Source organism: Bosea sp. AS-1 (assembly GCF_002220095.1).
Classification (GTDB): Bacteria; Pseudomonadota; Alphaproteobacteria; order Rhizobiales; family Beijerinckiaceae; genus Allobosea.
Genome location: NZ_CP022372.1, coordinates 2,347,222 through 2,371,854, shown reverse-complemented (window position 1 = coordinate 2,371,854; position 24,633 = coordinate 2,347,222). Strand labels below are relative to the sequence as shown.

The 24,633-nt window shown below is 62.3% G+C and carries 25 protein-coding genes and 4 riboswitches; of the genes, 21 read left to right on the top strand and 4 right to left on the bottom strand.

Annotated elements, in window-relative coordinates:
- Positions 1 to 84: 84 nt before the first annotated feature.
- The 5 genes from CE453_RS13040 (at position 85) to CE453_RS13020 (ending at position 6,444) form a co-directional block, all read left to right on the top strand.
- A complete protein-coding gene (locus CE453_RS13040) occupies positions 85 to 3,177 on the top strand; it encodes an N-6 DNA methylase (protein ID WP_089174982.1) in 3,093 nt (1,030 codons plus the stop codon).
- 2 nt (positions 3,178 to 3,179) lie between these two features.
- Positions 3,180 to 3,905, top strand: coding sequence for a Fis family transcriptional regulator (locus CE453_RS13035; RefSeq protein ID WP_089174981.1), 726 nt, complete (start codon positions 3,180 to 3,182; stop codon positions 3,903 to 3,905).
- A 252-nt stretch (positions 3,906 to 4,157) separates the two neighbouring features.
- Positions 4,158 to 5,276 carry a radical SAM family protein gene (locus CE453_RS13030; protein ID WP_089174980.1) on the top strand — a complete coding sequence of 373 codons (1,119 nt, stop codon included), beginning with the start codon at positions 4,158 to 4,160 and terminating at the stop codon, positions 5,274 to 5,276.
- Positions 5,273 to 5,860 carry a 3'-5' exonuclease gene (locus CE453_RS13025; RefSeq protein WP_089174979.1) on the top strand — a complete coding sequence of 196 codons (588 nt, stop codon included), beginning with the start codon at positions 5,273 to 5,275 and terminating at the stop codon, positions 5,858 to 5,860. Before CE453_RS13030 ends, CE453_RS13025 begins: the two co-directional genes overlap by 4 nt.
- Positions 5,857 to 6,444 (top strand): AAA family ATPase, encoded by a 588-nt coding sequence (locus CE453_RS13020; protein ID WP_089174978.1) that lies wholly within the window; start codon positions 5,857 to 5,859, stop codon positions 6,442 to 6,444. Before CE453_RS13025 ends, CE453_RS13020 begins: the two co-directional genes overlap by 4 nt.
- A 260-nt stretch (positions 6,445 to 6,704) precedes the next feature.
- Here CE453_RS13020 and CE453_RS13015 read toward each other — a convergent pair whose 3' ends face one another.
- Complete coding sequence (locus CE453_RS13015) at positions 6,705 to 7,268, bottom strand: Chromate resistance protein ChrB (protein WP_089174977.1); 564 nt, start codon at positions 7,266 to 7,268, stop codon at positions 6,705 to 6,707.
- A 147-nt stretch (positions 7,269 to 7,415) separates the two neighbouring features.
- Here CE453_RS13015 and CE453_RS13010 point away from each other — a divergent pair, with 147 nt between their 5' ends.
- The 8 genes from CE453_RS13010 (at position 7,416) to CE453_RS12975 (ending at position 12,734) form a co-directional block, all read left to right on the top strand.
- Complete coding sequence (locus CE453_RS13010; protein WP_089174976.1) at positions 7,416 to 8,162, top strand: COG4280 domain-containing protein; 747 nt, start codon at positions 7,416 to 7,418, stop codon at positions 8,160 to 8,162.
- Positions 8,162 to 8,371: a hypothetical protein gene (locus tag CE453_RS13005; protein WP_089174975.1), complete on the top strand. Its 210-nt coding sequence runs from the start codon at positions 8,162 to 8,164 to the stop codon at positions 8,369 to 8,371. Before CE453_RS13010 ends, CE453_RS13005 begins: the two co-directional genes overlap by 1 nt.
- Positions 8,368 to 9,114 (top strand): phosphatase PAP2 family protein, encoded by a 747-nt coding sequence (locus CE453_RS13000; protein ID WP_089174974.1) that lies wholly within the window; start codon positions 8,368 to 8,370, stop codon positions 9,112 to 9,114. The genes CE453_RS13005 and CE453_RS13000 overlap by 4 nt, the downstream gene beginning before the upstream one ends.
- On the top strand, positions 9,111 to 9,920 hold the full coding sequence (locus CE453_RS12995) for an endonuclease/exonuclease/phosphatase family protein (protein WP_089174973.1): 810 nt from the start codon (positions 9,111 to 9,113) through the stop codon (positions 9,918 to 9,920). Before CE453_RS13000 ends, CE453_RS12995 begins: the two co-directional genes overlap by 4 nt.
- The gene (locus tag CE453_RS12990) at positions 9,917 to 10,525 is read left to right on the top strand and encodes a cation efflux transmembrane domain-containing protein (RefSeq protein WP_089174972.1); all 609 of its coding nucleotides are present in this window, start codon (positions 9,917 to 9,919) and stop codon (positions 10,523 to 10,525) included. Before CE453_RS12995 ends, CE453_RS12990 begins: the two co-directional genes overlap by 4 nt.
- Positions 10,526 to 10,639: 114 nt before the next feature.
- Positions 10,640 to 10,702: riboswitch (Fluoride riboswitch) on the top strand.
- An 85-nt stretch (positions 10,703 to 10,787) separates the two neighbouring features.
- Entirely contained in the window at positions 10,788 to 10,976 is a 189-nt protein-coding gene (locus CE453_RS12985) for a hypothetical protein (protein WP_089174971.1), read from the top strand.
- 95 nt (positions 10,977 to 11,071) lie between these two features.
- Complete coding sequence (locus CE453_RS12980) at positions 11,072 to 12,307, top strand: MFS transporter (protein WP_198302333.1); 1,236 nt, start codon at positions 11,072 to 11,074, stop codon at positions 12,305 to 12,307.
- 84 nt (positions 12,308 to 12,391) lie between these two features.
- A riboswitch (Fluoride riboswitch) is annotated at positions 12,392 to 12,453 on the top strand.
- Positions 12,454 to 12,542: 89 nt separating this feature from the next.
- Positions 12,543 to 12,734 carry a hypothetical protein gene (locus CE453_RS12975; RefSeq protein WP_089174970.1) on the top strand — a complete coding sequence of 64 codons (192 nt, stop codon included), beginning with the start codon at positions 12,543 to 12,545 and terminating at the stop codon, positions 12,732 to 12,734.
- Positions 12,735 to 12,988: 254 nt separating this feature from the next.
- Here CE453_RS12975 and CE453_RS28610 read toward each other — a convergent pair whose 3' ends face one another.
- Positions 12,989 to 13,312, bottom strand: coding sequence for a hypothetical protein (locus CE453_RS28610; RefSeq protein WP_157733028.1), 324 nt, complete (start codon positions 13,310 to 13,312; stop codon positions 12,989 to 12,991).
- A 355-nt stretch (positions 13,313 to 13,667) separates the two neighbouring features.
- Positions 13,668 to 13,746, top strand: a riboswitch (Fluoride riboswitch).
- Positions 13,747 to 13,836: 90 nt separating this feature from the next.
- Between CE453_RS28610 and CE453_RS12965 the strand changes: the two genes are divergently transcribed.
- Positions 13,837 to 15,684 (top strand): DUF190 domain-containing protein, encoded by a 1,848-nt coding sequence (locus CE453_RS12965; RefSeq protein ID WP_089174968.1) that lies wholly within the window; start codon positions 13,837 to 13,839, stop codon positions 15,682 to 15,684.
- A gap of 59 nt (positions 15,685 to 15,743) precedes the next feature.
- Here CE453_RS12965 and CE453_RS12960 read toward each other — a convergent pair whose 3' ends face one another.
- Together CE453_RS12960 and CE453_RS12955 are read right to left on the bottom strand one after the other, a co-directional pair.
- Positions 15,744 to 16,295 (bottom strand): hypothetical protein, encoded by a 552-nt coding sequence (locus CE453_RS12960; RefSeq protein WP_089174967.1) that lies wholly within the window; start codon positions 16,293 to 16,295, stop codon positions 15,744 to 15,746.
- Positions 16,292 to 16,576 carry a DUF211 domain-containing protein gene (locus CE453_RS12955; protein ID WP_089174966.1) on the bottom strand — a complete coding sequence of 95 codons (285 nt, stop codon included), beginning with the start codon at positions 16,574 to 16,576 and terminating at the stop codon, positions 16,292 to 16,294. Before CE453_RS12955 ends, CE453_RS12960 begins: the two co-directional genes overlap by 4 nt.
- A 109-nt stretch (positions 16,577 to 16,685) precedes the next feature.
- Between CE453_RS12955 and CE453_RS12950 the strand changes: the two genes are divergently transcribed.
- The 7 genes from CE453_RS12950 to CE453_RS12920 all read left to right on the top strand — a co-directional run bounded on the left by CE453_RS12950 (position 16,686) and on the right by CE453_RS12920 (position 24,627).
- Positions 16,686 to 17,063: an HIT family protein gene (locus CE453_RS12950; protein ID WP_089174965.1), complete on the top strand. Its 378-nt coding sequence runs from the start codon at positions 16,686 to 16,688 to the stop codon at positions 17,061 to 17,063.
- 45 nt (positions 17,064 to 17,108) lie between these two features.
- Positions 17,109 to 17,171: riboswitch (Fluoride riboswitch) on the top strand.
- A gap of 94 nt (positions 17,172 to 17,265) precedes the next feature.
- The gene (locus CE453_RS12945; protein ID WP_089174964.1) at positions 17,266 to 18,213 is read left to right on the top strand and encodes a respiratory chain complex I subunit 1 family protein; all 948 of its coding nucleotides are present in this window, start codon (positions 17,266 to 17,268) and stop codon (positions 18,211 to 18,213) included.
- Positions 18,214 to 18,217: 4 nt separating this feature from the next.
- Positions 18,218 to 18,898 carry a hydrogenase gene (locus CE453_RS12940; protein WP_089174963.1) on the top strand — a complete coding sequence of 227 codons (681 nt, stop codon included), beginning with the start codon at positions 18,218 to 18,220 and terminating at the stop codon, positions 18,896 to 18,898.
- Positions 18,895 to 20,382 (top strand): proton-conducting transporter transmembrane domain-containing protein, encoded by a 1,488-nt coding sequence (locus tag CE453_RS12935; protein ID WP_198302332.1) that lies wholly within the window; start codon positions 18,895 to 18,897, stop codon positions 20,380 to 20,382. Before CE453_RS12940 ends, CE453_RS12935 begins: the two co-directional genes overlap by 4 nt.
- Positions 20,379 to 21,860: a hydrogenase large subunit gene (locus CE453_RS12930; protein WP_089174961.1), complete on the top strand. Its 1,482-nt coding sequence runs from the start codon at positions 20,379 to 20,381 to the stop codon at positions 21,858 to 21,860. Before CE453_RS12935 ends, CE453_RS12930 begins: the two co-directional genes overlap by 4 nt.
- Positions 21,861 to 21,869: 9 nt before the next feature.
- Entirely contained in the window at positions 21,870 to 22,658 is a 789-nt protein-coding gene (nuoB, locus tag CE453_RS12925) for an NADH-quinone oxidoreductase subunit NuoB (protein ID WP_089174960.1), read from the top strand.
- Positions 22,651 to 24,627: a proton-conducting transporter transmembrane domain-containing protein gene (locus tag CE453_RS12920; RefSeq protein ID WP_089174959.1), complete on the top strand. Its 1,977-nt coding sequence runs from the start codon at positions 22,651 to 22,653 to the stop codon at positions 24,625 to 24,627. The genes nuoB and CE453_RS12920 overlap by 8 nt, the downstream gene beginning before the upstream one ends.
- Positions 24,628 to 24,633 lie beyond the last annotated feature (6 nt).

Sequence of the window (24,633 nt, the reverse complement as noted above, 5' to 3'; positions counted from 1 at the left end):
TCGCCAATCGACTGCACAAGGCAGAAGCCGCCTTCGCAATGATATTCGTTCATGATATGTTCTAGTGCCTGAGAGATTGAGACTGTGACGACGATTGCTGTGCAAGAATGGCTCGAAAAGCTCGGCTATGCCGCCGAGACCGCCGTCCTGCATCGCCGGGACGAGCAAGTTCCCGAGGCTCACCCCTACGCGCTTGAAATCAAAACGCTGTTGAGGACCGACGGCGCCATTCGTGCGCAGGCGGTATTCGATGTTGAAGGCGTGCCCACCGTCGTTTTCGTGGGAAATGATGGGCAACCCCTCTCCTCCAAAGCCCTCGACGAGATTCGCAAGCGCATCTGGAATCAGAATCTCGCCACCGTCGTGATTGAAATCCGCGGCGATAAGGCGATCGCTGTTCCTGCCCGGAAGCTTAGGCGAGCGGAACAGAGGCTATCCCTTAGCGAGGCCCGCCCTGACGGGCCGTTTTCTGCGCTCGAAGTGGCTTCCGCAAATCTTTCGCGCCGCATGCCAAAATGGTTTGATCTTAAGGCGCGCGTGGATCGCAAACTGCTGGCGAACCTTGCTGCCACAGTCGAGCAATTGACCGAGCACGGCTTCAGCAATGCCCCCGACGAGAGGAAGCGCCGGCGCCTGGCGGAACTCCTGATGGGGCAAGTGCTATTCATCTCATATCTCGAACACCGGGACATAGCCGGCCAGACCTATCGCGACAGGCGCAGCGTCAAGACCCTTACTGAACTCGTCAACGCAGCCGACCGAGACGGTGTCTTAGCGCTCATTGACCGGCTCCGAGCCGACTTCAACGGCGACTTTTTGAGCGACGATCGCCACGACCCGTGGACCGCACTGGCTCCGGAAGGTTTCACACTGCTGGATCGCTTCCTGGGGCGCACCGATATGCGGACCGGCCAGGGAGATTTCTGGAACTACGACTTCAGCTACATCCCTGTCGAATTGCTCTCGGGTCTCTACGAGTCGTTCCTTTCGCCGGAGCAGCAAGCCCAAGACGGAGCGTATTACACCCCGCGGAACCTCGCCATGCTGGCTGTCGACCAGGCATTGTCGACGTCCTCCGACCCTCTTTCCGAGATCATTTTCGATGGGGCGTGCGGATCAGGCATTCTCCTGACCACGGCTTATCGTCGCCTGATCGCCCTCTCGGAAGCGCACGAAGGGCGTCAGCTCAGTTTCGCTGAGCGGGGAAAGCTTCTTTCCGAACGAATTTTCGGCGGCGACATCAACCTGATGGCATGTCGTGTGACCGCCTTCAGTCTCTACCTATCTTTGTTGGAAGGGCTGGAGCCCGCTGACATTCTGATTGCTCAGGAGAGAGAAGGCGTAAAATTGCCCTCTCTGGCGCGCACCAATTTGGTCCACGGAGATCCTGCCGACTTTTTTAATCAGGCGCATGCTTTTGCCAACAAGCGCTTCACGCTGATTATCTCGAACCCACCCTGGAAGGAGCCTGAAGGCGATACCCTCACCACCGCTGACGCTTGGGCCAGCCGAGCCGGGATCCCATTTGCACGTCGCCAGATCGCCGGGGCGTATGCGCTGAGAGCTGCCGAGTTCCTCACGGATGAGGGTCGCGTCTGCCTTATCCTCCCTATCGGTCAATTCCTCGGCGGCTCCAGCGAGAGCTTCGTTGCTCATGCCTTGAGGCTCTACAAGCCGTCGCGGCTGATCAATTTTGGCGATCTGCAAGCCCTGCTCTTCCCAACGGCGGAGAATACCTGCCACGTTTTTTCCGCCGCTCGTCGGTCCGGACGGATCGCCTATGACGAGACCTTTGAGTATTGGGTCCCCAAAGCGGACATCAGCCTAGCGCTCGGGCGGCTCAGCATGCAGTCCGCCGATCGCCATCAGGTTCAGACGCGGTCGATTATCGAGGACCCGCAGCTTCTCGTCACACTCATGTGGGGCGATGCGAACGATCTGGCGATTTGGACCAGACTGTCGTTACGCGGAACGTTTGCCGATTTCTGGAAAGGCCCCCGCGAGGCGCGCCGTTGGGTCAACCGGAAAGGCATTCATCTTCGCGACAAGAGTCGAGAGGCGGTCAGCACCGGACCACTCACGCGTATGCGCCATATTCCCATCGAAGCATTGAGGGCTGGCTCCCCAGTTTTGCACCCGGATCTGCTTACGAAGTGGCCGGAGGAGCAGCTCACCGTTGTCGGTCTGACGGATGAGGTGCTGGAGGTCTTTGATGGGCCTCGGGTCATTTTCCCGGACGGCTTCTCAAAGGAGGAGCCGAACGTCCGCGCCGTTTATTATGACGGCCCCGCCTCATTCACGCACAGCATCGGCGTCATTTCCGGAAAGAAGGACGACGCGGACCTGCTGAAATTTGCCGCCGTCTATCTCAGATCGAGCCTGGCCCGATATTTCCTCATGATGCGTGGCTGGAAGATGCTTTGCGAACGCAATGGCGTGCATCTGGCCGATGTCGAAACCTTTCCGTTTTTCCAGCCCAAGAACGCCCCCGATTCGGATGTCGCGAACGCCGCGCTGCAGGCCGTGGTCAAACACGTCGCCACCATCGCAGCTTTGCCCGACACACAGCAGGCACCAAGGTACGCTGAGCTTCACGAGCAACTAGACAACGAAATTTTCCGGTATTTCGGTCTGACACCCGAAGAACAAACCCTGGTTCGTGAAACAGTCGAAGTCCTGCTGCCGTCCGTTCGGCCACGGAGCTTCAAGAGCCTCGACACCGCGGCACAGTCCGCGGCCAGGCAAGATGACTTCACCATCTATGCTCGAGCGCTTGCAGAATCGCTGACAGCGTGGCGAACTCGCACGAAAGGACGCGGCCGTTTCAAAGTTGATGTGGTCGCGAGCGATCCATATCGCCATGGTCCATCTGGGATTGTTCGCATCATCTACGCAGCGGAACGAACTGAGGCGCCTGCTTACGACGCAGTTGTGGACGGCGACACCGTCATCCAGACCTTGGCTGCACTGCGAGACGCTGGCCTGCGGGTCATTCCTACGGGCGAAACGCTAAGCCTGGTGCCAGATGTGCATCTGTGGCTGAACTCAGCACTCTATCTCGTGCGCCCGCTGACGCGTCGCTGTTGGACCGTGAGACAGGCGCTGCGTGATGCCGAGCACATCGTTCGCATGGTGCAGTTCTCAACTCCTTCCGACAAGTTCGCGGTACCGGCCTGACGATGTCTTCTTCTTGGCTTTCGGCGTTCCCAATCCAGCCCGCAACCGAGGCCGTCGAAGCGCTCTGCGATGCATGGCGCGATCTGGCCCAGCAACCGCGCAAGGAATTTCACCCGAAATCCAAAGAGCCCGCGCTGACAAAGCGGCTGAGAATGTACGTCGAGACGCATACAGCCCGAAAACGCGGCCTCCTTGGCATGTGGGCCGCTGAGGACAATTTCGGGGTCATCGATCCTGACACTGCCGAAATCATTGAGGAGCGCCGAACCGACATCGTCTACGGTTGGAACGATAGTTCCCGTGAATTGAAGCTGGTGTTCGAGTTCAAGCGGATCGGCCGGCAAAAGAGCCATCGCGATCACTACCTCGGCCAAAGCGGGCTTGGGCGCTTTGTAACCGGCATCTACAGCCGCCATCAGGCCGTGGCAGCGATGGTCGGCATTTTGCTCGATCCCCAACCGGAAGTCGTTCCGCCGATCCGAAAAGCGTTAGGTAATTCCGTCCTCGCAACGTCATTGAAGTTGCGGCCTACAGCAGCGGGATCTCCGTTCGAACAGCCTTCAATCCTTTTTGCCGCCGCCGATTTTGACACCGAACACGATCGCGATCCAGCATTGGCCCCGACGCATGGACACATCCGCGTCGCGCATTTTTTCTTCGAGTTCGGATACGAGCTGCCAAAAAAGGAAAAGGCAAAGAAGACGCCCCAATCGAAGTCAGGAGTCTGATTCGTCAAAGGCAGCATGCCGAGCGTTTTCGCCCCTACCCATATTAAATTGCTCTATTCGGCCGACGCTGCTGTGGAACACCTGACTTAAGTGATATTGATCGGCGGCTCACTGGGCGCTCTGCCAAAAATATTTACCGGTCAGCGTCTGACTTGATCACGGTGTGGCTTTTAGCAAATATACCTATTCTCGCTTGCAATCGCCTCTCCTATTATCTTTGAAGGAGAACAGGGAGACGGCTGCGGGAGAATTATGAAAACCGATGTTCTATTACGTAAAGCTCCGCCCGATCTCCCCTCGGCATTACGACAGGTTGTCGACTACCGAAAAAGCGGCCTGAGCCTCAACCATATCGTCGGCTGCCCGCTTGATTGCGGATATTGCGTCCGACATCTCTTCGCGAACTTCGAAATGAAGAAACCGCATCTCGTCCTCGACGACGATGCGGCAGTGCGCGAACTGGTCGAGCATTGGGCCTTCCGGAAAGACGTCACCCCAATTCAATTGCTCAACCGCGCCACCGATCCATTCCTTCCCGGCGTGAAGGATCACCTTTTTCGTACCCTGGAGATTCTTGACGGCAAGGGATTGCGGAACCCGGTGCTGGTTATCACGCGATGGCGTGTGGAGCCCGATGATATTCAGCGTCTCGAACGCCTTTCGAACATCAAGCTAACCATCCTGGTGACTTGGTCGGGGATCGACGACAAAAGGTTGGAGCCCGTCGAGAGCAGCATCGCCGAAGCGTCGCTCCATGCTCTGCGGGCAACCGCCAGCCGCACCAAGGCCATCCTCTACTGGCGTCCGCTGATTGCCGGAATCAACGACACAGATGCGCATCTGGCCCGAGCTCGTGAACTATCCGAGCAGGCAGCGGCGACCGTTTTCAGCGGCCTGTTCCATAGAGAGGAGATTCGATCATATCTCCGATCAGTTGGTTTTGAGGACGCATATCCGGAAGTGGCACGCCGCAAGATCCTACCCCGCGACATCGAGGCGCGGATACTAACGGCCTTCGCGGGGAGACCGCTATTTCGGAAGACGTCATGCGGCATCGCATTTGCTCACCGATCCGCCGATTACAACGGCCATTTCGGGTTGAAGGACGTCTGCGATATTTGCCCAGGTGCTCAGGTCGAGCGATGCGCTACCGCTCACGCGAGACCTACGGCCGAGCGAGTCCAAGAACTTGCCCGGGAGTGCGGCTTATCGCTAGACCATGCCAGGATCGATGACCGCCGGATCGAGGTCCAGAATAGCACCGAGCAGCAGCGCTATTTCATTCAGCATGCATTGAACTATCAAGTTCACGACGCAGCATTGCCTCACCTGCCCCGGAGGCACGGACGCGCGGAGATCGGTTGGTCATGAAGTGGGACGACGCGTTCTGGATCGTTGACGTCGAAGGAAACGGGGCGAACCCGCCCGAAATCGTCGAGCTGGCCATGGCTGAGGTCAAGGCAATGGTTCCCACCGGCAACCGCCGGCATTGGCTGGTCCATCCAAATGAGCCGATCTTGCAAATGGTCACCCGCATCCACGGGATCACGAACGAAGACGTTGCAGAAGCGCCGAGCTTCGACGAGATCGCCGACGACGTCCTCACATGGATCGAAGGCGCAGCCATCGTCGGCCATAACGTGAAGGTCGATCTGGAAGCCTTGAAGCGGGTGCTACCGCATTGGGAACCTCGAGCAGCGATCGACACCTTGAAACTGGCGAAGGCGATTAAGCCGGGATTGCAGTCCTATAGTCTCTCCAGCCTCTCGGAAGCGCTCGGCATCACCCCCAATGTCGAAGGGGATTTCCGAACCGGAGCGCATTCCGCGCCTTACGACGTGGCACTGACGGTGGCCTTGTTTCGTGAGTTGCTCTCCAGCGTCCCTGAGGCGATGAGATCCACTGTCATTGGCGACGCCGATATCGTTGAGCGCCAGAAAGACCTGCTGCTGTGAGGTTCGCTCACACAACGATCGCCGTTGCCGGCACTCACTCCACCGGCAAATCATCGTTCCTGAAGGAAGTCGAAGCTCGGCTAAACGCGCATGGCCTCAGGGTCGGCAGAGTTGTCGATACGGCGTCGCGGGCCCGGGACGCCGGCTTCCCGATTCTGCGGGACCACGTTTACGAAAGCACTCTCTGGATAATGGCGGAGGGGCTTCGGCAGGAAATGGAAGCCGCCCTCAGATCCGACATTGTCTTGGTCGATCGTCCACCGCTCGATGCCTTTGGCTATTTCCTAGCGGCGCTTGAAGCTTCTGGCCGCGAGCCCGACGGGGTTCGTCGAGAGGAATTGAAACTGATCGCCCTCGCCCACCAATCCCAGTACCACTGGTTCGCGGCGACCATCCTGGATGAAAGTGTTCCAATCGGTCCGGACCGCGACGATGACGAGGCTTTCCGAAGGCTCGCTGGCGAGACAATTGGCAAGCTGGTCCGCGCAAACATCGCGCGCGCTCGATGGCTGACAATGACCAACGCGGCATCGCTAGCAGATGAGGTGATCGAGGTCGCTCTGCAGCGCCATCAAATTCGCTGAGCGACATTTCTACCCGCTGCCCGAGCTATCTCTCTTGCTGGAGCACACCGGTAACGGTTCGTCACTTAACGCCGAAGCTTTCACCAACCTTTCAAGTCGCAAGAACTGCCTTCGTTACCTCCGAAACCAATGAGGACAGCGGAAGTGGCTCCATCTACCTTCGGTGCTCAACCGAGCCCCGGGGCCCGGCGCAACGCTCGAGCGCCGGACCGACCACCAAAAACGTCGAGCCATCGCCTTTATGACGTGCCCCGTGATCCTCACTCTCGTGTTGTATCCGGAGGCCTATTCTCCTCTTGTGCTGCGAAGACGTTGTGAGCGTAGGCGTCGAGGATCGCCTCTGAACGCGACAACCGCTCTGCGGCCTCCTCGGCGCGTGGAGCCTTGTAGAAGTCGAGCTTGCGGATCTTCTCGATCCAGTTCCTGAACTTCATCAGGTCCTGCTCGTTTTCCTCCAATTCGGCGAAGGTAAAGTGCTCAACGCGTGTCTCCTCGGCGATCTCCGCCTCAAAGGCCACGCACTTCTCGATGAACTCCTTGTACTCGTCATCGCGATCCGCGTTGAAGCGGGCGATGATTTTCTCCTCCTGTTTCTGATCAAGACCGACGGTTGCCAGCAGCAACGCCTCGCCCTCGGCCTCGGCAATCTCGTTCTCCAGCATTTTGAGACGGCGCAAGTGATCGTCCGTCTTCGGCAGCAAACAGACGCCGCCCTGGAGGTAGATCGCGCCGAGGCCCTTGAGCTTGCGCCAGATCGAGACGCGCTTGCGCGCAGGTTCCGCCGGGACCTTGTAGGTCAGCAGCAACCATTCCAATGAGGCCATGACACTCCTTGATTGTTACGGTCGTTACATATAGAACGCGGATATGACTGCGCGCTTGTCGATCCAGTGTGACACTCAGTTTGCGATCTGACCAGCCCGCCGCCGCGTACGGAAAGCTGCATCGAGTTCGCGCGAAAGGACACGGGCATGATGACATGGGCCACTGCCGCTCCGGCGGTATCTGCCGCCTTCCTGGCCTCCCTGGTTGAAGTAGTCGAAGCCTTCACCATCGTGCTCGCGGTTGGAACCGTGAGGGGATGGCGCCCCGCCCTGATCGGGACCGCAGCGGGCCTCGGTCTCCTGGCCATTCTGGTGGTGGTGCTTGGGCCCATGCTCGACCGGGTGCCCCTCCACGGACTGCAACTCGTCATCGGCGTATTGCTGTTGCTCTTTGGTTTGCGCTGGTTGCGCAAGGCCATCTTGCGTTCGGCCGGCATCATCCCCCTACACGACGAGGCTCTCGCCTTTGCCAAGGAAACGGCCGAGTTGAACAAGGCCGCCAAGGATGAGGAGCGCCATCTCGACTGGATCGCTGGCCTTGCCGCCTTCAAGGCCGTTGTGCTCGAAGGCGTCGAAGTCGTCTTCATCGTAATCGCCGTCGGCGCGGGACGAGGTCTGCTTTGGCCCGCCAGCCTTGGCGCGCTCGCAGCCGGTGTGCTCGTCCTTGTGATCGGGTTCATGGTCCACAAGCCGCTGGCCCGTGTTCCGGAGAACACCCTGAAGTTCGGCGTCGGCGTCATGCTGTCGGCCTTCGGTGTCTTCTGGACCGGTGAGGGCCTCGGCGTCGATTGGCCGGGACGTGATGGCGCCATCCTCGTCCTCGCCCTCGGCTTCCTGGCGCTCGGCCTAGGCCTCGCCTCTGCTATCCGTCGCCCTCGGCAGGAGTTGGCCTGATGCGCGTTCTTCGTCTGATCTTCCGCGAAATCTACGGGATGTTCGTCGATGACGAGTTCCTCGCCTTGTCGATCCTCGGCGTCGTCATCACCGCGGCAATCATCTCGTCCGTGTTCCACGCTTCCTCAATCGGAACCGGATTCATCCTGGTCATCGGCTGCGTCGGCGTCCTGATGTCGAGCGTCATCCAGGGAGCAGGAAAGCGATGAGCCCCGAGAATCGCGGAATCGCCCGTGAAACGCTGGCGGCCGGGCCGTTGCCCCCGGTGCCTCCGCTCGCTCGGAGCGCCGTCCTCGTCACCATTCTGATGCTCTGTTTCGTGTTTCTCGCGAGCGAGATGATGGAGGGCGATCTCGCCCGGTTCGACACCGCGATACTCATGGCATTCAGGACCGCTGGCAATGATCCCATCGGTCCGGCCTGGCTCCAGGAGACTGGCCGTGACGTCACTGCACTTGGGAGCTTCGCGTTTCTGGCCTTCCTGTTCGCCGCAACGACCGGCTACCTGCTTCTGATCGGAAAGCGAGGCTTGGCCCTGCTGATGGTTGCGGCGGTGCTCGGCGGGGTCGCAGTCAGCATGGCGCTGAAGCTGGGTTTCGACCGCCCGCGCCCCGACATCCCCCACACCGCCCGTGTCTTCACCGCAAGCTTCCCGAGCGGCCACGCAACTTTATCGGCGATCACTTTCCTGACGCTTGGCGCCTTGCTAACGCGGGCGACCGCCGATCGGCACATCAGGGCCTATTTCATGGCGCTCGCGGTCATTCTGACCGTCGCGGTTGGGATCAGTCGCATTTATCTTGCCGTCCACTATCCGAGCGACGTCCTTGCCGGATGGTGCGTCGGGTCCGCATGGGCTGTCTTTTGTTGGACGATTGGCCTCCGGCTCCAGCAGCGCGACGCAGTCGAAGTGCCGGCGTCCACCGTCTCGATGAAGCGAATGGCGCAATGAAACTCACCATCCTCAGCTACAATACCCTCTTCGCGGGTCGCGACGGTGCGGACGACCGCCGGATGGTGACGCAGATCGCTCTCATCAACGAACGCAGGCCCGACATCTTCCTCATGCAGGAGGCCAAAGGGTTCGAAGCGTCCGGGGCAGTGCTCCTACATGCCTTTGAGGCCAAGATCGGCATGCGCGGCTTTCTCGCGCTCGCGCCGCGGACCGGGCAGAACACTGCGATCTTCATCCGAGATCCCCTGCAGCCGATCGCATTCGAGAGCGATAGCAGCAACTTCCATCACGCCCTTGCGATACTGACGATCGCACTACCGCGCTCGCTGCAGCCTCTCACCCTCTTTAGCGCCCACCTGTGCCCGAATGGTGCGGCCATTCGCCGGCGCGAGGCGGCCTATCTCGCGGTCCAGGCCGATCCCGATCGCCTCGCGCTTCTGACCGGAGATTTCAACTCTGTTTCCCCCCGGGATTCTGAACCGGGCGGGTTTTCCAACCTCCCGCCCCATCACCGAGCCCGCTATCTGGGCGACGATCTCGCCACCGCCGATCGGAGCGTCCTCGCCGGGCTCGAAGCAGCGGGATGGGTCGATATCGGCCACCAGCTCGGTGCGCACGCCGCGCCAACCGTCCCGGCTGCTGGATTCTCTGGAACCGAGTTCGCGCGTATGCGCTGCGATTTCGTCCTGGCGTCGCGGGCGCTGGCCCGACACGCCGAACACTACGAAGTCATTCGGACGCCAGCGACCGATATCGCCTCCGATCACTACCCCGTCCTTGCCAGCTTCGAGATGACGCCATGACCGAAACCTCCTTCACTTCGGACCAGCCGACCGGGCTGCGCCGCATCGTTGGGCTCGTCGCTGCGCTTAACCTTGGGTATTTCGGCGTCGAATTCGCGGTGGCGCTCGCCATTGGTTCGGTTTCGCTGTTCGCCGACAGCGTCGATTTCCTCGAGGATGCTTCGGTCAACCTCCTGATCCTGCACGGCTTGGGCTGGAGCGTGCGCAACCGCGCCCGACTCGGCATGGCGCTCGCAGGAATTCTTCTGGTTCCTAGCATCGCCACCCTCTGGGCGGTCTGGACAAAGATCAACACGCTTGTCCCGCCCGAACCTGTCGCCCTGACGCTGACTGGCCTCGGGGCCCTCGCGGTCAACCTGACTTGTGCCCTGATGCTGACGCGCTTCCGGGCGCACAGTGGCAGCCTGACCAAGGCGGCCTTCCTCTCCGCGCGCAACGACGCCATCGCGAACATTGCGATCGTCGCAGCGGGTCTGGTGACGGCCAATCTTTGGTCCTCGGCCTGGCCTGACATCATCGTCGGACTCGGCATCGCCGCGATGAACGCCGATGCCGCCCGTGAAGTATGGGCGGCAGCGCGCAACGAGCACACCGCCGAGGCCTGATGACAGCGACACATCAAGCCATAGGCTCCGGATATCCGCTGCGGGTTCGCGATTTCCGATTTGACTAACGTCGGGTGAGGACTATCGGCTAGCACGGGGAAGTTGTAGCGTCGCTTACCGTATGGGGATGGAGTCCCCCGATAACCGCCCTAACCGGCTGATGACTCCTACAAGCGCATGAACTGCGCTCGTAGGAGCATGGCCGAGACCTAACGGCGTGACCTGCAAGCGCGAGAAGTCGCCGGAATGCAGGAGCTGTTCCATGGGCCAGACTGATCGCAACCGAAGCTCGATCGGCGAGACATCGGTGCACCCGCTTCTCCTCTACATCGCCATCAGCTTGTTGGCCGTGTCCGGCATTCTCCAAGCCGAGATTCATCGTGAGAGGGTGCAAGGCGTCGGCGTGACCATAAGCACCGAACCCGCGGACGCGCGACTTCTCGGTCCATAGGGTCGTTCGCGCGCCCCGGCTACGGAGGCGATGAAGGTGCCGATGGCAGACGAGATCGCCGGGTTTTACGGTCGTCCCCGAATAGGGCAGCTACCATGATGCAAGTCCGGGATGAGGCAGCGCCGACGCTTGATGCCGCGGGGACGCCCAGCTTCGATGCACGCGGGCGCAGGATGGCGCTGCGCTTTGTGTTGCTGGTCGGCATCCTCAGCTTCTTTGCGGACTTCACCTATGAAGGCTCGCGAAGCATTCTCGGGCCCTATCTCCTTGCCCTCGGCGCAAGTGCAACCATCGTCGGGATCGTGACGGGTTTCGGCGAATTGCTGGGTTACGGTCTCAGGCTCGTATCGGGTCGATGGGCCGATGCGACCGGTCGTTTCTGGCCCATCACCATCCTCGGCTACGTGGTGCAAATGGCGGCCGTACCGGCACTCGCACGGACGCAGACATGGCAGCAGGCTGCCGTCCTCATAATTCTGGAACGTGTCGGGAAAGCGATCCGCAACCCGCCACGCGACGTCATGCTTTCGCACGCGGCAAAACAGGTCGGCGGCTATGGGATCGCCTTCGGCATTCACGAAGCACTCGACCAGTTTGGAGCCATGTTCGGCCCTCTGCTGGTTGCCTTTGTCCTCGCACGGCAAGGAAGTTTCCATGAAGCCTTCGCGGTCCTCGCCGTTCCCGCCCTGATCAATCTCGCATTTGTCGCAACGGCACGGTTACTCTACCCTCGGCCGCAGGATCTCGAGGCAAAGCAGCCCGAGATGAGCGGCGAGCGCTTGCCGAAGGTTTTTTGGCTATATCTCGCCGGAGCGGCGCTCGTTGCAGCAGGTTTCGCGGATTACCCGCTGGTCGCCTACCATTTCGGCAAGACACACAGCGTCCCCGGTGAGTGGGTCGCCGTCTTTTATGCCGTGGCAATGGCAGTCAGCGGCACGAGTTCCCTGGTGTTCGGCCGCCTCTATGATCGCTTCGGCTTTCCCGTGCTCGTCGCGCTGACCTTTGCGGCAGCAGCGTTCGCGCCTCTCGTCTTCCTGGGCGGTTTCTGGACAGCGCTGGCCGGCTCCGCGATCTGGGGCATGGGAATGGGAGTCCATGAATCCATCATTCCAGCCGCAGTCGCACCGATGGTGCCAGCGCAACACCGGGCCTCGGCATTCGGCATCTTCACGGCTGGCTACGGGGTCTTCTGGTTCCTGGGCAGCGTCGCGATTGGTGCGCTTTATGATGTTTCCTTATCAGCAACCATCGCCTTCTGCGTCATTGCTCAGCTTGCTGCCATCCCCGTATTTCTCGCCGTCGGGCGCCAAACCACCCACCTCCCCCCATAACAATCGAGAGCAGTATCCAGCAACCCAACCTTCAGCGATCGCTTGATGGTGTGGGCATTGACCGGCCCGTCCACGCAACTTAGGCTGCTGAAGAGGGATGGAGTCCCCCCAAACCGCCTTGACCGGCTGATGACTCCTACAAGCGCACAGGTTGCGCTCGTAGGAGCACGTCCAGAAGGCGACTCCAACGGCATAACCTGCGCGAGCGGACGCTCTGAGATGCAGGAGAATTGCCATGAATCCATCTGACCGAAACCGAAATCAACACTCGGCCGCCGATACGTCGGCAGACCCGCTTCTGATCTACATTGCCCTCGCCCTGTTGACTGTTCTCTGCATCCTCCAGATCGACATCCACCGCGACGCGCTGTTGAGGCTTGGCGTGAGTAGCCAAGAGCAGATAGACACGCGCTTCTTCGGCCCGTGAAGGCGGCTTCATTGAAGCGAGCTGGCCAAAGATCGCCCCGCGAGCCCCCTCGGCTTGAGAAACTTCGATCACCCGGGGAACACGGAGGACTGGCAGCGGCACCCGTCGAACAATCCGTGGCAACGCGACGACGCATCGCCAGTGCCTTGGAACGCCTCAGATCTCTGCACGACGGAGATCGCGGCGTTCTCGAAGCCATCGGGATCGGCCCGGTCATTGTGCCTGACCTTGCGAAGCTATTATTCGCACGCGAATCATGCGGTCTTTTTCAACCCCGCATCCGAGCCGTTGAAGCATTGGCGGCACTGCGAGCATTCGACGTTCTTGCGAGTTTCCTGCGGTCGCTGTGCAGGGCGGACGATCCTGTCGAAAGACTTGGCGACGACGTCGTGGCAAGCGCCGCCGGTCGGGCCATTGCGCAGCTGCATGAAGCTTGGGTATCCGATCTTCTCATCGAATTCGCGCGGCACCGCCCGTTGCAGGGGGTGCTGGTCGGACTCGGCTCCTTTCTCCGCCGTGACGCCCTGCCCCTGTTTATCGAAGCCCTCGCAGAAGATGAACTTCGTCTGACCGCGCAAGCTAGCCTGCGCCGCTACGGAGCAGTGGCTCGCTCTGGTCTCGTGGCAGTAGCGCTTGAGAGCCCCATCCCTCCGGGCAGGGAAAGTGAATCCCACCTGCGGAAAAGGCGCGCGGCCCTGTCGGTCCTGATAGATCTCGGCATCACGTCGAAACTCAGGGATAGGCTTCGCGGTGTCATCCAGGATCCGGATCTGGTGATTGCGCACCTCGCACGGGAGATCTGCGCTGCTTCGGGGCGCACGCGTAACTGAACCCCGCCTGAAGTTCGGACCAAGAACGCGGCCCCTCCCATGCGCCAATCGCATAACGCTGTGTGCAATGCAGCATTTTCCATCTGCCTGCCCACGCTCTATGAGCGAGCCCGGCAATGGATTCTGCCTGAGCTGTTCTTCGGCTCGAACCGCCTCGGAAGGCTGATGACTCCTACTCGACTGCAATTTTGCAGGACGGGGAGTCATGGCTGACGGGCATCTTCAGTGATCGCCTGCGGCGTGAGGCTCCGACTGCGTTTCGGAGTCTGTTAATGTCGCCGCCCGCCCTGATCCAGCGCTGCCTGCAGGCGCTCGCTCTGCTTAAATGGACAGCCATCGTCGTGCCGATGGCCGCGAGCGTCGGTTCGCTCTGCGCCCTCTTCCTCTGGGCGCTGGACAAGGCGACTCAGGCGCGCTTCGACCATCCGAACCTGCTCTATGGCCTCCCGCTGGCGGGCCTAGCCATCGCGCTAGTCTACCGCTCCTTCGGCAAATCGGCCGAGGGCGGTAATAACCTCATCGTCGAGCAAATCCATGAGCCGGGCGCCGGGGTGCCGCTGCGGATGGCTCCGCTCATCCTGGTCTCGACCGTCATCACCCATCTGTTCGGCGGCTCAGCCGGACGTGAGGGGACGGCTGTGCAACTCGGCGGCAGCCTCGCCAGTGCCTTCGGCCGCCTGCTGCGGCTCGATCAACGCGAAGTTCGGCTTCTGCTCATGTCCGGCATCGCCGCAGGGTTCGGCGCCGTCTTCGGAACTCCCATCGCCGGCGCCGTCTTCGCCCTGGAGGTGCTGACGGTCGGCCGCATCCAGTACGAGGCCCTGATCCCCTGCCTGATCGCCGCGGTGATCGGCGATTGGGTCTGCCAGCTCTGGGGCATCGCGCACAGTCACTACGTGATCGACTTCGCCCGGGGGCAGATCGGATTCCACCTCGATATTCTGCTCTTCGCGAAGGTCGTGCTGGTCGGCATCGCCTGCGGGATCGTGGGGCAATTCTTCTCCGAGGCGTCACACTGGTCGCAGGCTCTGTTCAAGCGCTTCGTGAAGATCGGACCGCTTCGGCCCGTCATCGGCGGCCTTCTCGTCATCGGCCTCGTCCACGCCATCGGCACGCGCGAGTACCTCGGTCTCGGCGTCTGGTCTCCGAATCCGAATGACATCACGCTGCTCGGCTTCTTCGACCCGGCACGCGCCGATAGCTGGAGCTGGGCCTGGAAGTTGCTCTTCACGGTGCTCACGCTGAGCTGCGGCTTCAAGGGCGGAGAAGTCACCCCGCTCTTCTTCATCGGGGCCGGTCTCGGGCATGCCGCCGGACAAGCGCTCGGCGCGCCGATCGACCTTTTCGCCGGACTCGGCTTCGTCGCGCTCTTCGCCGGTGCGTCGAACACGCCGTTGGCTTGCACCTTGATGGGCATCGAACTCTTCGGCGCCGAAAACACCGTCTACATCGCTGCCGCCTGCTTCACCTCGTACGTCTTCAGCGGGCATTCGAGCATCTACCTGTCGCAGCGCCTGGGCGTGCCCAAGAGCGGCATCGGCTTCGTGCCGACCGAAATCTCGCTCCGCGAATCCCGCGACCTCGCGGCGCAATCCGCGCCGATCCTGAACTTCGACCGCGTCCTGCGCGGTCGCAAGCCGGCCCTGCGGCCGATCTCCCCCACCAACAAGGACAGCCTTATGTCGTTCCCGCATATCGTCAGCCCGGCCGATGTCGGCATGGTGCGCATCTATCTGAAGCCTCGCGACAAACTGCCGCGACAGGGCGCAAAAGGTTTGTGGGGCGCCAAGCCTCTATACCGGGCTCTCGTCGAGACGGCCAAGGCAGACGGGATCATGAATGCTGTCGCCCATCATACAACCTACGGCTACAGCAATCACGGAAGGCTGGAAGCCGAGGGTGCCGAGATAACCAACCCCGAGCTGACGATGTGCGTCGAGCTTATCGGGCAGCGCACGGAACTCGAGATGTTCTGTCGCCGCCATGGCGACCTGCTCAAGGACAAGGTGATCATCTTCAAGCACCTCGAGCACTGGAGCATCTCGAAGGCGGACGCCCATCTCGTGGAGACGACGATCGCACCCGGTCAGCCACTCAACGTGGTGGCCAAGGCGAGCTGACCCAACTGATATATGCGGACCGCCCGGCGTGTTCATCTGTGCCCGGCGGTCCGGTTAGCTCAGCCGACCAGATCGAGCTGCATTCCAACGAATGCGAGGACCAGTCCACCGACAAAGAGCCCGAATCCCCACCTTAAGGGAGATCCGAAGAATGTCTTCGCCAGCAGGGCCCCGAGCAACCCCAGCGCCACGTTGGTGATCGCCAACCCGAGCCAGCGCGGCGACGGCAGCCACGTACAGAGGATCAGCGGGAAGAGAGCGCCTACTAGGCTAAACACCGAAGCGAGCACCGCCTTTGAAGCCGACTCCATGAACACCCGGCGCCCGAGATTGGTGGCGGCCAGGCGGCCGTGCTCCGTGAAATTCAATTCGCGCTCGTGGCGCACGAGCTCGAGACGAAGCTCCGCATAGTGAGCGACGAAGAACACGAAGATCGTCGTGACCGCTGCCGCCACGCTGACACGCAGAGCTAGATTGAGGGTTGCTCCCTCCCCACCCGTATGCACCAACCGCCCCGCGGCGAGTGCCAGGGCGTTCAAGATCCCATCGATGAGGCCGGCCACCACGTCGAGTCGATTTCGCGGATGACGGACAAAATCGACGAGCTTCATCGGACACGCTGAACGCGAGGGATAATGCGATCGCCGATCGCGATCTCGTCGAGGCTATGCACAACCGCACCTGTCCGTTCGATCGCCTTAGCGATCTCATCATAGTCGAGGTTCGAGCCTTCGATCGTCACATTCATGCCGACGGTTTCGATATCGATCTCCTGAACCGTAATATTGACGGCTTCCACGCCCTGGCATGCGTCGATTGCTTCGGCAATTTCCAGGAGAGAGGGCCGTGCGACCGCTTTGTCGACATCGAGAAGCAACTGACGGATATTCATTCGACCTCCCTAAACAAGGTATCTTTGAAACGCTGGATTCTCGGCCCCCATAGGAACAAAGCTTCGAAAACGGGGAGCGAAGACGAAGGTTTCGGCGAAGAGGTGAACCGTGGATACCTGCATCTTTTGCGCTCTGCGGGACAGCCCGCATGTCATCATGCGGAACGAACTCACCTTTGCCGTGCGCGACACCACGCCCGTCACACCGCTGCACACCCTCGTTCTCCCCTACCGCCATGCGCCGACATATTTCGATTTGACGGATGCGGAGTTGTCGGCAGCGAACAAGCTCCTTCGTCGCATGCGAACCAATATTGTGGAAGCTGACGCTTCGGTCCAAGGATTCAACATCGGCGCGAACATCGGCAAAGTTTCCGGCCAAAGTATCTTCCACTGCCACATTCACCTCATCCCGCGGCGTGAAGGAGACATCGAGGAGCCTTTAGGCGGGGTGAGGGCCGTCATTCCAGAAAAGATGCGCTATTAGCCGAGCTGCTCTCTACCCTTGACAACGGGCGGGGCGAGGATCAGCTTTATAAACGGCGATGGAGTTCGCCGTTTAACCGCCCCCAGGGCTGATGACTCCTGTCGAGCCAATTTTGGCAGACGGAGTGATGTGCCTTGGACCCGCGGAAATTTTTTCCACACAGTCGTTTGAAGGTTCGGGGTCTCTCCGCAGGATCCCGGTCATGATCGGCCGCGACGTCGTCCTCCAGATCGCGCAGGTCCTGGCCACGCTGCTGTTGGCGCCTTTACTGCAAGGCGTCATCCTCCAGTTCGAGGAGCGGGTGCAGCGCAGCCAGGGGCCGGGCATCTTCCAGCCCTATCGCGACCTCTGGAAGCTGTTCCACAAGCAGATCGTCGCGCCGGAGACCGCCTCCTGGCTCTATTGGGCGGCGCCGATCGTCGCCTTCACCACGACGCTGACCGTTCCGATCCTGATCCCGGTGCTCACCGACTATCCGCTGCCACTGTCGGATATGGGCGACATCCTCGGCGGCGGCCTCATCCTGACGCTCGGCTCCTTCATGATCACGCTGGCGGGTCTCGACACCCGCAGCGCCTATGGCGGCATCGGTTCGAGCCGCGCCGTCATGGTCGCGATCCTGGCCGAGCCGACGCTGATCCTCGTCTTCGTCGGCATCACGCTGCTGGCGAAGGCGATGCTGCCCTTCGTCGTCAACCACCTGCTCGTCGCCGAGCCCTCGATCTATTGGGGGCCGACGCATCTCTTTCTGGTCGCGGCCTTCTTCGTGCTGTTGCTGGTCGAGACCGACCGGCTGCCGATCCATTCGAGCACGCATATCGAGGTCTACATGATCGAGGAGGCGCGCATCCTCGAATATTCCGGCCCCATGCTGGCGATCCTGCGCTGGGCCTCGATGATGAAGCAATTCATCCTCTACACCATCTTCTGCAACGTCCTGCTCTTCCCCTGGGGTCTCTCCCGGCAGGGCGCCGCGCTCGGCATTCTCGGCTCACTCGGGGCGCTGGCGCTCAAGTTCCTCGCCGTGGCCTGCGTCGTCGTGTTGGTTGAGACGGTGCAGTCGCGGCTGCGCTTCTATCGCTACCAGGAGCCCCTCGCCGCATCCTTCCTGCTCGCGATCCTGGCGATCGTCGGCACGCAGTTGGGTTGACGCCATGCTCGCAGCTCATCTCGCCCCCCTCCCCGCCGCCCTGTTCAGCCTCCTGGCGATCGGCAGCCTGCTTCTGTCCTTCGTCATGCTGGGCTCGCGCTGGCTGCGGCACTATCTCTTCGCCTTCGCCGCGCAATCCTGGCTGATCGCCGTCCTCTCGGGAGCCGTGGGGTATTACGGCGGCTATGCCGAGCTCTATATCGTCGCGATCCTCACTGCCGCGTTCCGCGGGCTGCTGCTGCCCTATCTGATTCTGCGGATTATCCGCCGGCTGGAGGTGCACCGGGAGGTGCATGTCATCCTCCAGGCCAGCTCAAGCCTCGTCATCGGCGCCTTCGCCGTCGTCTTCGCGCTCGCCGTCTCCTATCGGATCGGCGCGGCGCTCGATCTCGCCGGCACCATCGTCGTGCTGGCGCTGACCGTGATGCTGTCGATGAAGCTCATCGGCTTCCTGATGCTCACCGTTCGACATGAGGCGCTGAGCCAGATCCTCGGTCTGCTGGTGCTGGAGAACGGCGTCTTCCTCGGCGCGCAGATCCTCGTTCCGGGCATGCCGCTCCTGATCGAGATCGTGATCCTGTTCGACCTCCTGATCGTCGTCGCCTGCTTCGGCGTCCTGGTGCAGTACCTGCTGAGCCATGTCGGCACCACGAGCTCGCTCCAGCTCAAGCGTCTGGTGGGATGATGGGCACGGTCGCAACCCTGACGCTCGTCCTGGTGCTGGCTCCGGCGGCCGCGATCGTCCTCATCCTGCTCATCGGCAGGCCGCGCGCGGCGGAGATGCTCAACCTCGCGGCGAGCGCGCTCTCCCTGCTGGCGATCCTGGGCATCCTCGCGGCCAGGCCGGCGACCGATCTGACCTTCTGGGGCGATTACGTCATCATCGACGGCTTCGGCACCTGGACGATCCTCTGCGCCGCGATCGTGTACTTCCTCGCCTCGCTCTATGCCGTCGGCTACATGCGCCTGCTCGGCGAGGAAGGGCGGCTTCACCGCTTCTACGCCCTGTTCGCCGGCTTCGGGCTGAGCACCCTCGTCGGCCCCATGATGAACAATGCCGGGCTCTACTGGATCGCGATCGAGCTGACCACGCTGATCAGCACCTTCCTTGTGGCCTTCGAGCGCGAGGCGACCAGCATCGAGGCGGCCTGGAAATACATCATCGTGGTCTCAGCCGGCATCAGCCTCGCCCTGCTCGGCACCGTGCTGTTCTACTGGAGCGGCACCTTTGTGCTCGGCCCGACCTACGACATGACCTGGAGGGCGTTACAGGAGGTCGCGCCGCGCCTCAACCCCTCGCTCGTCTCGCTCTCCTTTCTTCTTGTGCTGATCGGCTACGGCACCAAGGTCGGCCTCGCGCCGATGCATACCTGGCTGCCCGACGCCCATAGCGAAGGCCCCGCCCCCGTCTCCGCGCTGCTCTCCGGCGCCCTCCTCAACACGGCCATGGTCGGGATCGTGCGCTACCTGACGGTGGCCGACGCCGCCGGGATCGCCACGCTGGCACGCGGCACGCTCTTGGCGCTCGGCGCCTTCTCGCTCTTCGTCGCGAGCATGTTCATCGTGCGCCAGAAAGGCCTGAAGCGGCTGATGGCCTATTCCAGCGTCGAGCATATGGGCGTGATCGCGCTGGGCTTCGGCTTTGGCGGGCCGCTGGGCATTGCCGGCGCGCTCTACCACATGCTCAATCACTCCTTGAACAAGTCGCTGATGTTCTTCGGCGCCGGCGCCGTCATGCGCGCCTATGAGACCAAACGGATTCCCAACATACGGCATGTAATGCGGCAGCTTCCGACGCTGGGGGCGCTGTGGCTCGCCGGCGCTGTCGCGATCACCGGAGCCCCGCCCTTCGCGCTCTTCCTCAGCGAGCTCGCCATCATCCGCGCCGGGCTCAGCAAGGCAAACTATGCCCTGGTCGGACTGATGGCGGTGTTGCTCGTCATCATCTTCGTCGGTTTCCTCAACCATTTCAGGGCGATGTATTTCGAAGAGGGTGAGGCCGAGGGCAAGACGATCGCGCCAGTCAGCTTCTGGTGCCTGCTTCCGATGTGGCTCGCGCTGGTGCCGCTCCTCGTCATGGGGCTGTGGTGGCCGCAGGCGCTGTGGGACCACTTCCAGAATATCGCCCACGCCCTCGATGCGACGAGACTGACGGGAGGCGCGCCATGATCGGAACGCGCGTCAAGGAGCTATCCCCGTCCGATCTTCGTCCGAGCGCCGAGGCGCTGACGGCGAGCGGCGGCCGCCTGCAATTCGCCTATGCCCTGAGGCCCGCCGGTGACCCGCAGGTTCGATATGTCTGCGCAATCCCGAGCCAGTACGAATTCGAGACCTGGATCGTCACCGGTCATCGCGAGTTACCCAGCCTCGCGCCCGTGCTGCCGCTGATCGGCTGGTACGAGCGGGAGATGATGGACCTCTACGGACTGACCTTTACCGATCACCCCGAGCCCTATCCGCTGGTACTGCGCCCGGGCGACGGCACCCATCTCAACGGTCACGACCTCGGCCATCCCGGCATCGACGGCGTCGGCCCACGCAACGGACAGCCGCATCTCCCCGATGTCGACGCCGCCGACGTGCAATACCTCCCCTTCGGCCCGATCCGGGCCGATGTGCTGGAATCGGCGGAGTTCACCTTCCTCTATGTCGGCGAGCACATCATCCACTACCACCCGCGCCTGTTCTTCAAGCATCGCGGCATGGAGATGTGCTTCGAGGGCGAGGAGCCGCGGGTGGGCGTGGTCATCGCCGAACGGGTCTCGGCCGTCGGGTCGGTCGGACATGCATTGGCCTATTGCGAGGCCGTCGAGCGTGCCGCCCATTGCGAAATCCCGCCGCGCGCCAGAGCGTTGCGCGTGCTGCTGGCCGAGTTGGAGCGGCTCTACAACCATCTCCACTATCTGGGCCATCTCTGCCACACGACGACGCTCAAGGTCGGCGAGGCGCAAGGCAAGCTGCTTGAGGAAACCGCCAAGCAGCTCAATGCCCAGTTCACCGGCAGCCGCTTCCTGCGCGGCTTGCTCACCCCCGGCGGACTGCGCCGCGATCTCGATCCAAGACAATGGCTGGGTGATGCCCTGGAGAAGCTTCGCCAGGACTATGTCGCCTATGCCGATAGGCTGGAGGCTTCGGAAAGCCATCTCGACCGTTTGATCACGACAGGACAGCTATCCAGGCGCATCGCCTTCGACCAGGGCGCGACCGGACCGATCGAGCGCGCATCCGGTCTCGATCGCGACCTGCGGCGGGACCACGCCTACGCCGGGTATGACGGCCTGCCCCTGACGGTGCCGGTCCTCGATGACGGCGACGCGTATGCGCGTCAGCGCGTCAGGATGGCGGAGATCGAGACATCCTTCGCGCTTTGCCAGCGCATCCTGCTGCTGCTCGAACCCGGCCCGGTCCGGACCGACTGCCGCCCCGCTCCCGAAACGGCAGGGCTCGGCTGGACTGAGGGCCCGCGCGGATCCCTGTTCTACGCCATCCACATCGGCCCGGACGGGCGGCTCGCCCGGGTCAAGATCAAGTCGCCGTCCTTCTCGAACTGGCGGGCTTTCCCCTTCACCGTGCACGACAGCAACATGATGGACTACGCGATCAACGAAGCGAGCTTCGGGCTCACGATGGCCGGTTGTGACCGGTAGGAGCGCGCCATGGCACTTTGGACACTCTTCGGTCTGATGAGCGGGAAGGCCACGACGCCTTGGCCGGGAGAGGGCGGGAACGACGGCCAGGACGGTATCCTCGGCATGCCGCGCTACAATCCCGAAGCCTGCCTCGACGGTTGCCAGGAATGCGCCGCCATCTGTCCGACCCATGCGATCGAAGCCCGCGACAACGGTCTCGCGATCGATTACGGGCGCTGCATTACCTGCCAACTCTGCACCGAAGTCTGCCCGAGCGGCGCGATGGAGCCGTCGGGCGACTGGGCCTTCGGGGTCAGGGAACGCGATGATCTCATCTGGTCCGGTCGAGGTGCCCGGGAACGGCCGCAGCCTCACGGCGGGCGCCAGGCGTTCAAGCGCAGCCTCCATATCCGCCATGTCGATGCCGGTTCCTGCAACGGCTGCGAGTCCGAATTGCAGGCGCTGAACAACCCCTTCTACAATCTGCACCGGCTCGGGATCTTCTTCACGGCCTCGCCGCGCTTCGCCGATCTCCTACTGGTCACGGGTCCCGTCACCAGCGCCATGTACGAGCCGCTCATGGCGGCCTACGAAGCCATGGCGGAACCCCGATGGGTCATGGCGGTGGGCACCTGCGCGGTCTCGGGCGGGCTCTCTGGCGGGAACTATGCCTGCGGTACCGGCCTCGACGGCGTGTTGCCGGTCGACGTCTATCTTCCCGGCTGTCCGCCCAATCCGGCCGCGATCATCGAAGCGCTGCTGATGTTCCTCGACCGCGCGCCGCAGCGCGTCAGCGGAGGGCAGATCGATGGCTAGCCAGCTTCTCCTCATCACTGCGGTTCTCTGGGCGGCCGGAGCCGTTCTGGGTATCGCGGGCGCGACGGCGATCGGCCGCCTCGCCCTGGCGCTCGGCGCCGTGTCGGGTGTCGCTGCGGCCATTGCGAGCCTCCCGGAAGCGAGCGCCGCCGTGACGCTCCCCGGCAGCTTGATGGCCGAGGCGGTGCCCTTTCGGATCGAGCCCCAGGGGCTGTGGCTGATGGGATTCGGCCTCGTGCCCGCTGGCTTCGCTTGCGCCCTCGCCTCACCCGTTCCGGACGGCCGACGCGGTTGGCTTTTCGGTGCGGGACTGAGCCTTCTCGGCGCGCTGGGCGTCTTCGGACTCCGGAATGGCGCGGCGCTCCTCATCGCCTGGGAAGCCATGAGCCTCGGCGGCGCCGTCATGATCCTGTCGGATAACCTCGGACGCGGTCGCGGGCGCACCATTCTGTTCATGCTGGCGCTGCTTGAACTCGGCGCGGTCGCTCTCGTTCTTGCGATCGCGCTGCTGGGTTGGCAGAGCTCGAGCTTGCTGTTTTCGACATTCGGCACCGGCGCCACCGCGGTGCCGCAATCGATGATGATCGGGATCGGCATCCTGCTTCTTGTCGGCTTCGGCGCGAAACTGGGCCTGTTGCCGTTCTACGAATGGTTCCCGGGAGCCTATGGCTCGGGCAGCGGCGCTTCCGGCGCGATCATGTCCGGCGTGGTGCTGAACGCCGCTTTCTTCGCCCTGGCGCGCGCCTTGACGGATTGGCTTCCCGGAACGGGGTCCGAAGACTTTCCCGTGCTTGCGACCGTCACCGTCATCATCGGCACGTTCAGCGCCATCCTGACGATCTTCTATGCCTTCCAGCAGGACGACTGGCGCTGCCTGCTCAGCTTCTCCTCAGCGGAGAACGCCTCGATCGCGGTGGTCGCCCTGGGCGCCTCCATGCTGTTCCACCACTACGGCCTCGGCGATCTTGCCGGTTTGGCCTGGACGGTGGCGCTACTGCACCTGGCCGGCCACGCTCTCGCCAAGGGCGCACTGTTTCTGGCGGCCGACGGTTTATACAAGGCCAATGGAACCTATCACATCGCCTATGGGGGAGCCGGCAGCCACTGGCTTTTCGGCATCGGCGCGCTGCTCGCGGCGATGAGCCTCGCCGCGATGCCGCCCACGGCGGGCTTCGTCAGCGAATGGTTCGTGTTCCAGACGGTCTTCCAGGGCTTCCACCTGCCCAATCTCGGCGGCCGCCTCGTGCTCGCGCTGACAGGGGCGGGCCTCGCACTCACCGCAGCCGTGGCTTTCGCGACCTTCGTCAAGCTCGTTGGGCTCGGTGTCCTGTCACGTGATGCGGCACGCCCGGCTCCGATCGAGCGAAGGTATTCCGTTTCCGCTGGCGTGCTGGGGCTAGCCGTCCTGGCACTGGCGGTCGGCATGCCGCTTTGGCTCGGCTCGCTCGACGGAGCTACGGCCTCGCGGTTCGGATCCGCGGCAGCGACGCAGATGCACGACGGCGCATTGCTGGTCCCCCTCACCGCGAAGTTCGCGTTCATCTCGCCGAGCCTGCTGATCATCGTCATGCCGTTGCTCGCCCTCTTGCCCATCATCCTGATCCTGGGGACTAAGAGACGGGCCATCCGACGGACGCCGGTCTGGTATGGCGGCCTCACGCCCGACCCGTCCCGCGCCTCGACGACGACGCTCACTTTCTCGAATGCGATGCGGACCTTCTACAGCTTCGTCTATCGCCCCACGGCCGATACCGAGCGCGATGCCGATGCCGGCGGATATTTCGTCAGGAAGCTGAGCTTCGAACATGACGTGGCGCCGATCTTCGGGCCGCTGCTGTTCCAGCCGGCGGTCAGGCTGGTTCGGGTCGTGTCCGCGAGGTTGCGGCCGCTGCAATCGGGGCAACTGAATTTCTACCTCGGCCTGATCGGCCTGCTGCTGGTGCTCGTCCTGAGCCTGACGCTGTTCTGATCGAAG

Excerpts from the sequence above, each read along its gene's own strand:
- CE453_RS13035 (WP_089174981.1), top strand. The coding sequence starts at position 3,180 with ATGTCTTCTTCTTGGCTTTCGGCGTTCCCAATCCAGCCCGCAACCGAG.
- CE453_RS13030 (WP_089174980.1), top strand. The coding sequence starts at position 4,158 with ATGAAAACCGATGTTCTATTACGTAAAGCTCCGCCCGATCTCCCCTCG.
- CE453_RS13025 (WP_089174979.1), top strand. The coding sequence starts at position 5,273 with ATGAAGTGGGACGACGCGTTCTGGATCGTTGACGTCGAAGGAAACGGG.
- CE453_RS13015 (WP_089174977.1), bottom strand. The coding sequence starts at position 7,268 with ATGGCCTCATTGGAATGGTTGCTGCTGACCTACAAGGTCCCGGCGGAA.
- CE453_RS13010 (WP_089174976.1), top strand. The coding sequence starts at position 7,416 with ATGATGACATGGGCCACTGCCGCTCCGGCGGTATCTGCCGCCTTCCTG.
- CE453_RS13005 (WP_089174975.1), top strand. The coding sequence starts at position 8,162 with ATGCGCGTTCTTCGTCTGATCTTCCGCGAAATCTACGGGATGTTCGTC.
- CE453_RS13000 (WP_089174974.1), top strand. The coding sequence starts at position 8,368 with ATGAGCCCCGAGAATCGCGGAATCGCCCGTGAAACGCTGGCGGCCGGG.
- CE453_RS12995 (WP_089174973.1), top strand. The coding sequence starts at position 9,111 with ATGAAACTCACCATCCTCAGCTACAATACCCTCTTCGCGGGTCGCGAC.
- CE453_RS12990 (WP_089174972.1), top strand. The coding sequence starts at position 9,917 with ATGACCGAAACCTCCTTCACTTCGGACCAGCCGACCGGGCTGCGCCGC.
- CE453_RS12985 (WP_089174971.1), top strand. The coding sequence starts at position 10,788 with ATGGGCCAGACTGATCGCAACCGAAGCTCGATCGGCGAGACATCGGTG.
- CE453_RS12980 (WP_198302333.1), top strand. The coding sequence starts at position 11,072 with ATGATGCAAGTCCGGGATGAGGCAGCGCCGACGCTTGATGCCGCGGGG.
- CE453_RS12975 (WP_089174970.1), top strand. The coding sequence starts at position 12,543 with ATGAATCCATCTGACCGAAACCGAAATCAACACTCGGCCGCCGATACG.
- CE453_RS12965 (WP_089174968.1), top strand. The coding sequence starts at position 13,837 with ATGTCGCCGCCCGCCCTGATCCAGCGCTGCCTGCAGGCGCTCGCTCTG.
- CE453_RS12960 (WP_089174967.1), bottom strand. The coding sequence starts at position 16,295 with ATGAAGCTCGTCGATTTTGTCCGTCATCCGCGAAATCGACTCGACGTG.
- CE453_RS12955 (WP_089174966.1), bottom strand. The coding sequence starts at position 16,576 with ATGAATATCCGTCAGTTGCTTCTCGATGTCGACAAAGCGGTCGCACGG.
- CE453_RS12945 (WP_089174964.1), top strand. The coding sequence starts at position 17,266 with ATGATCGGCCGCGACGTCGTCCTCCAGATCGCGCAGGTCCTGGCCACG.
- CE453_RS12940 (WP_089174963.1), top strand. The coding sequence starts at position 18,218 with ATGCTCGCAGCTCATCTCGCCCCCCTCCCCGCCGCCCTGTTCAGCCTC.
- CE453_RS12935 (WP_198302332.1), top strand. The coding sequence starts at position 18,895 with ATGATGGGCACGGTCGCAACCCTGACGCTCGTCCTGGTGCTGGCTCCG.
- CE453_RS12930 (WP_089174961.1), top strand. The coding sequence starts at position 20,379 with ATGATCGGAACGCGCGTCAAGGAGCTATCCCCGTCCGATCTTCGTCCG.
- nuoB (WP_089174960.1), top strand. The coding sequence starts at position 21,870 with ATGGCACTTTGGACACTCTTCGGTCTGATGAGCGGGAAGGCCACGACG.
- CE453_RS12920 (WP_089174959.1), top strand. The coding sequence starts at position 22,651 with ATGGCTAGCCAGCTTCTCCTCATCACTGCGGTTCTCTGGGCGGCCGGA.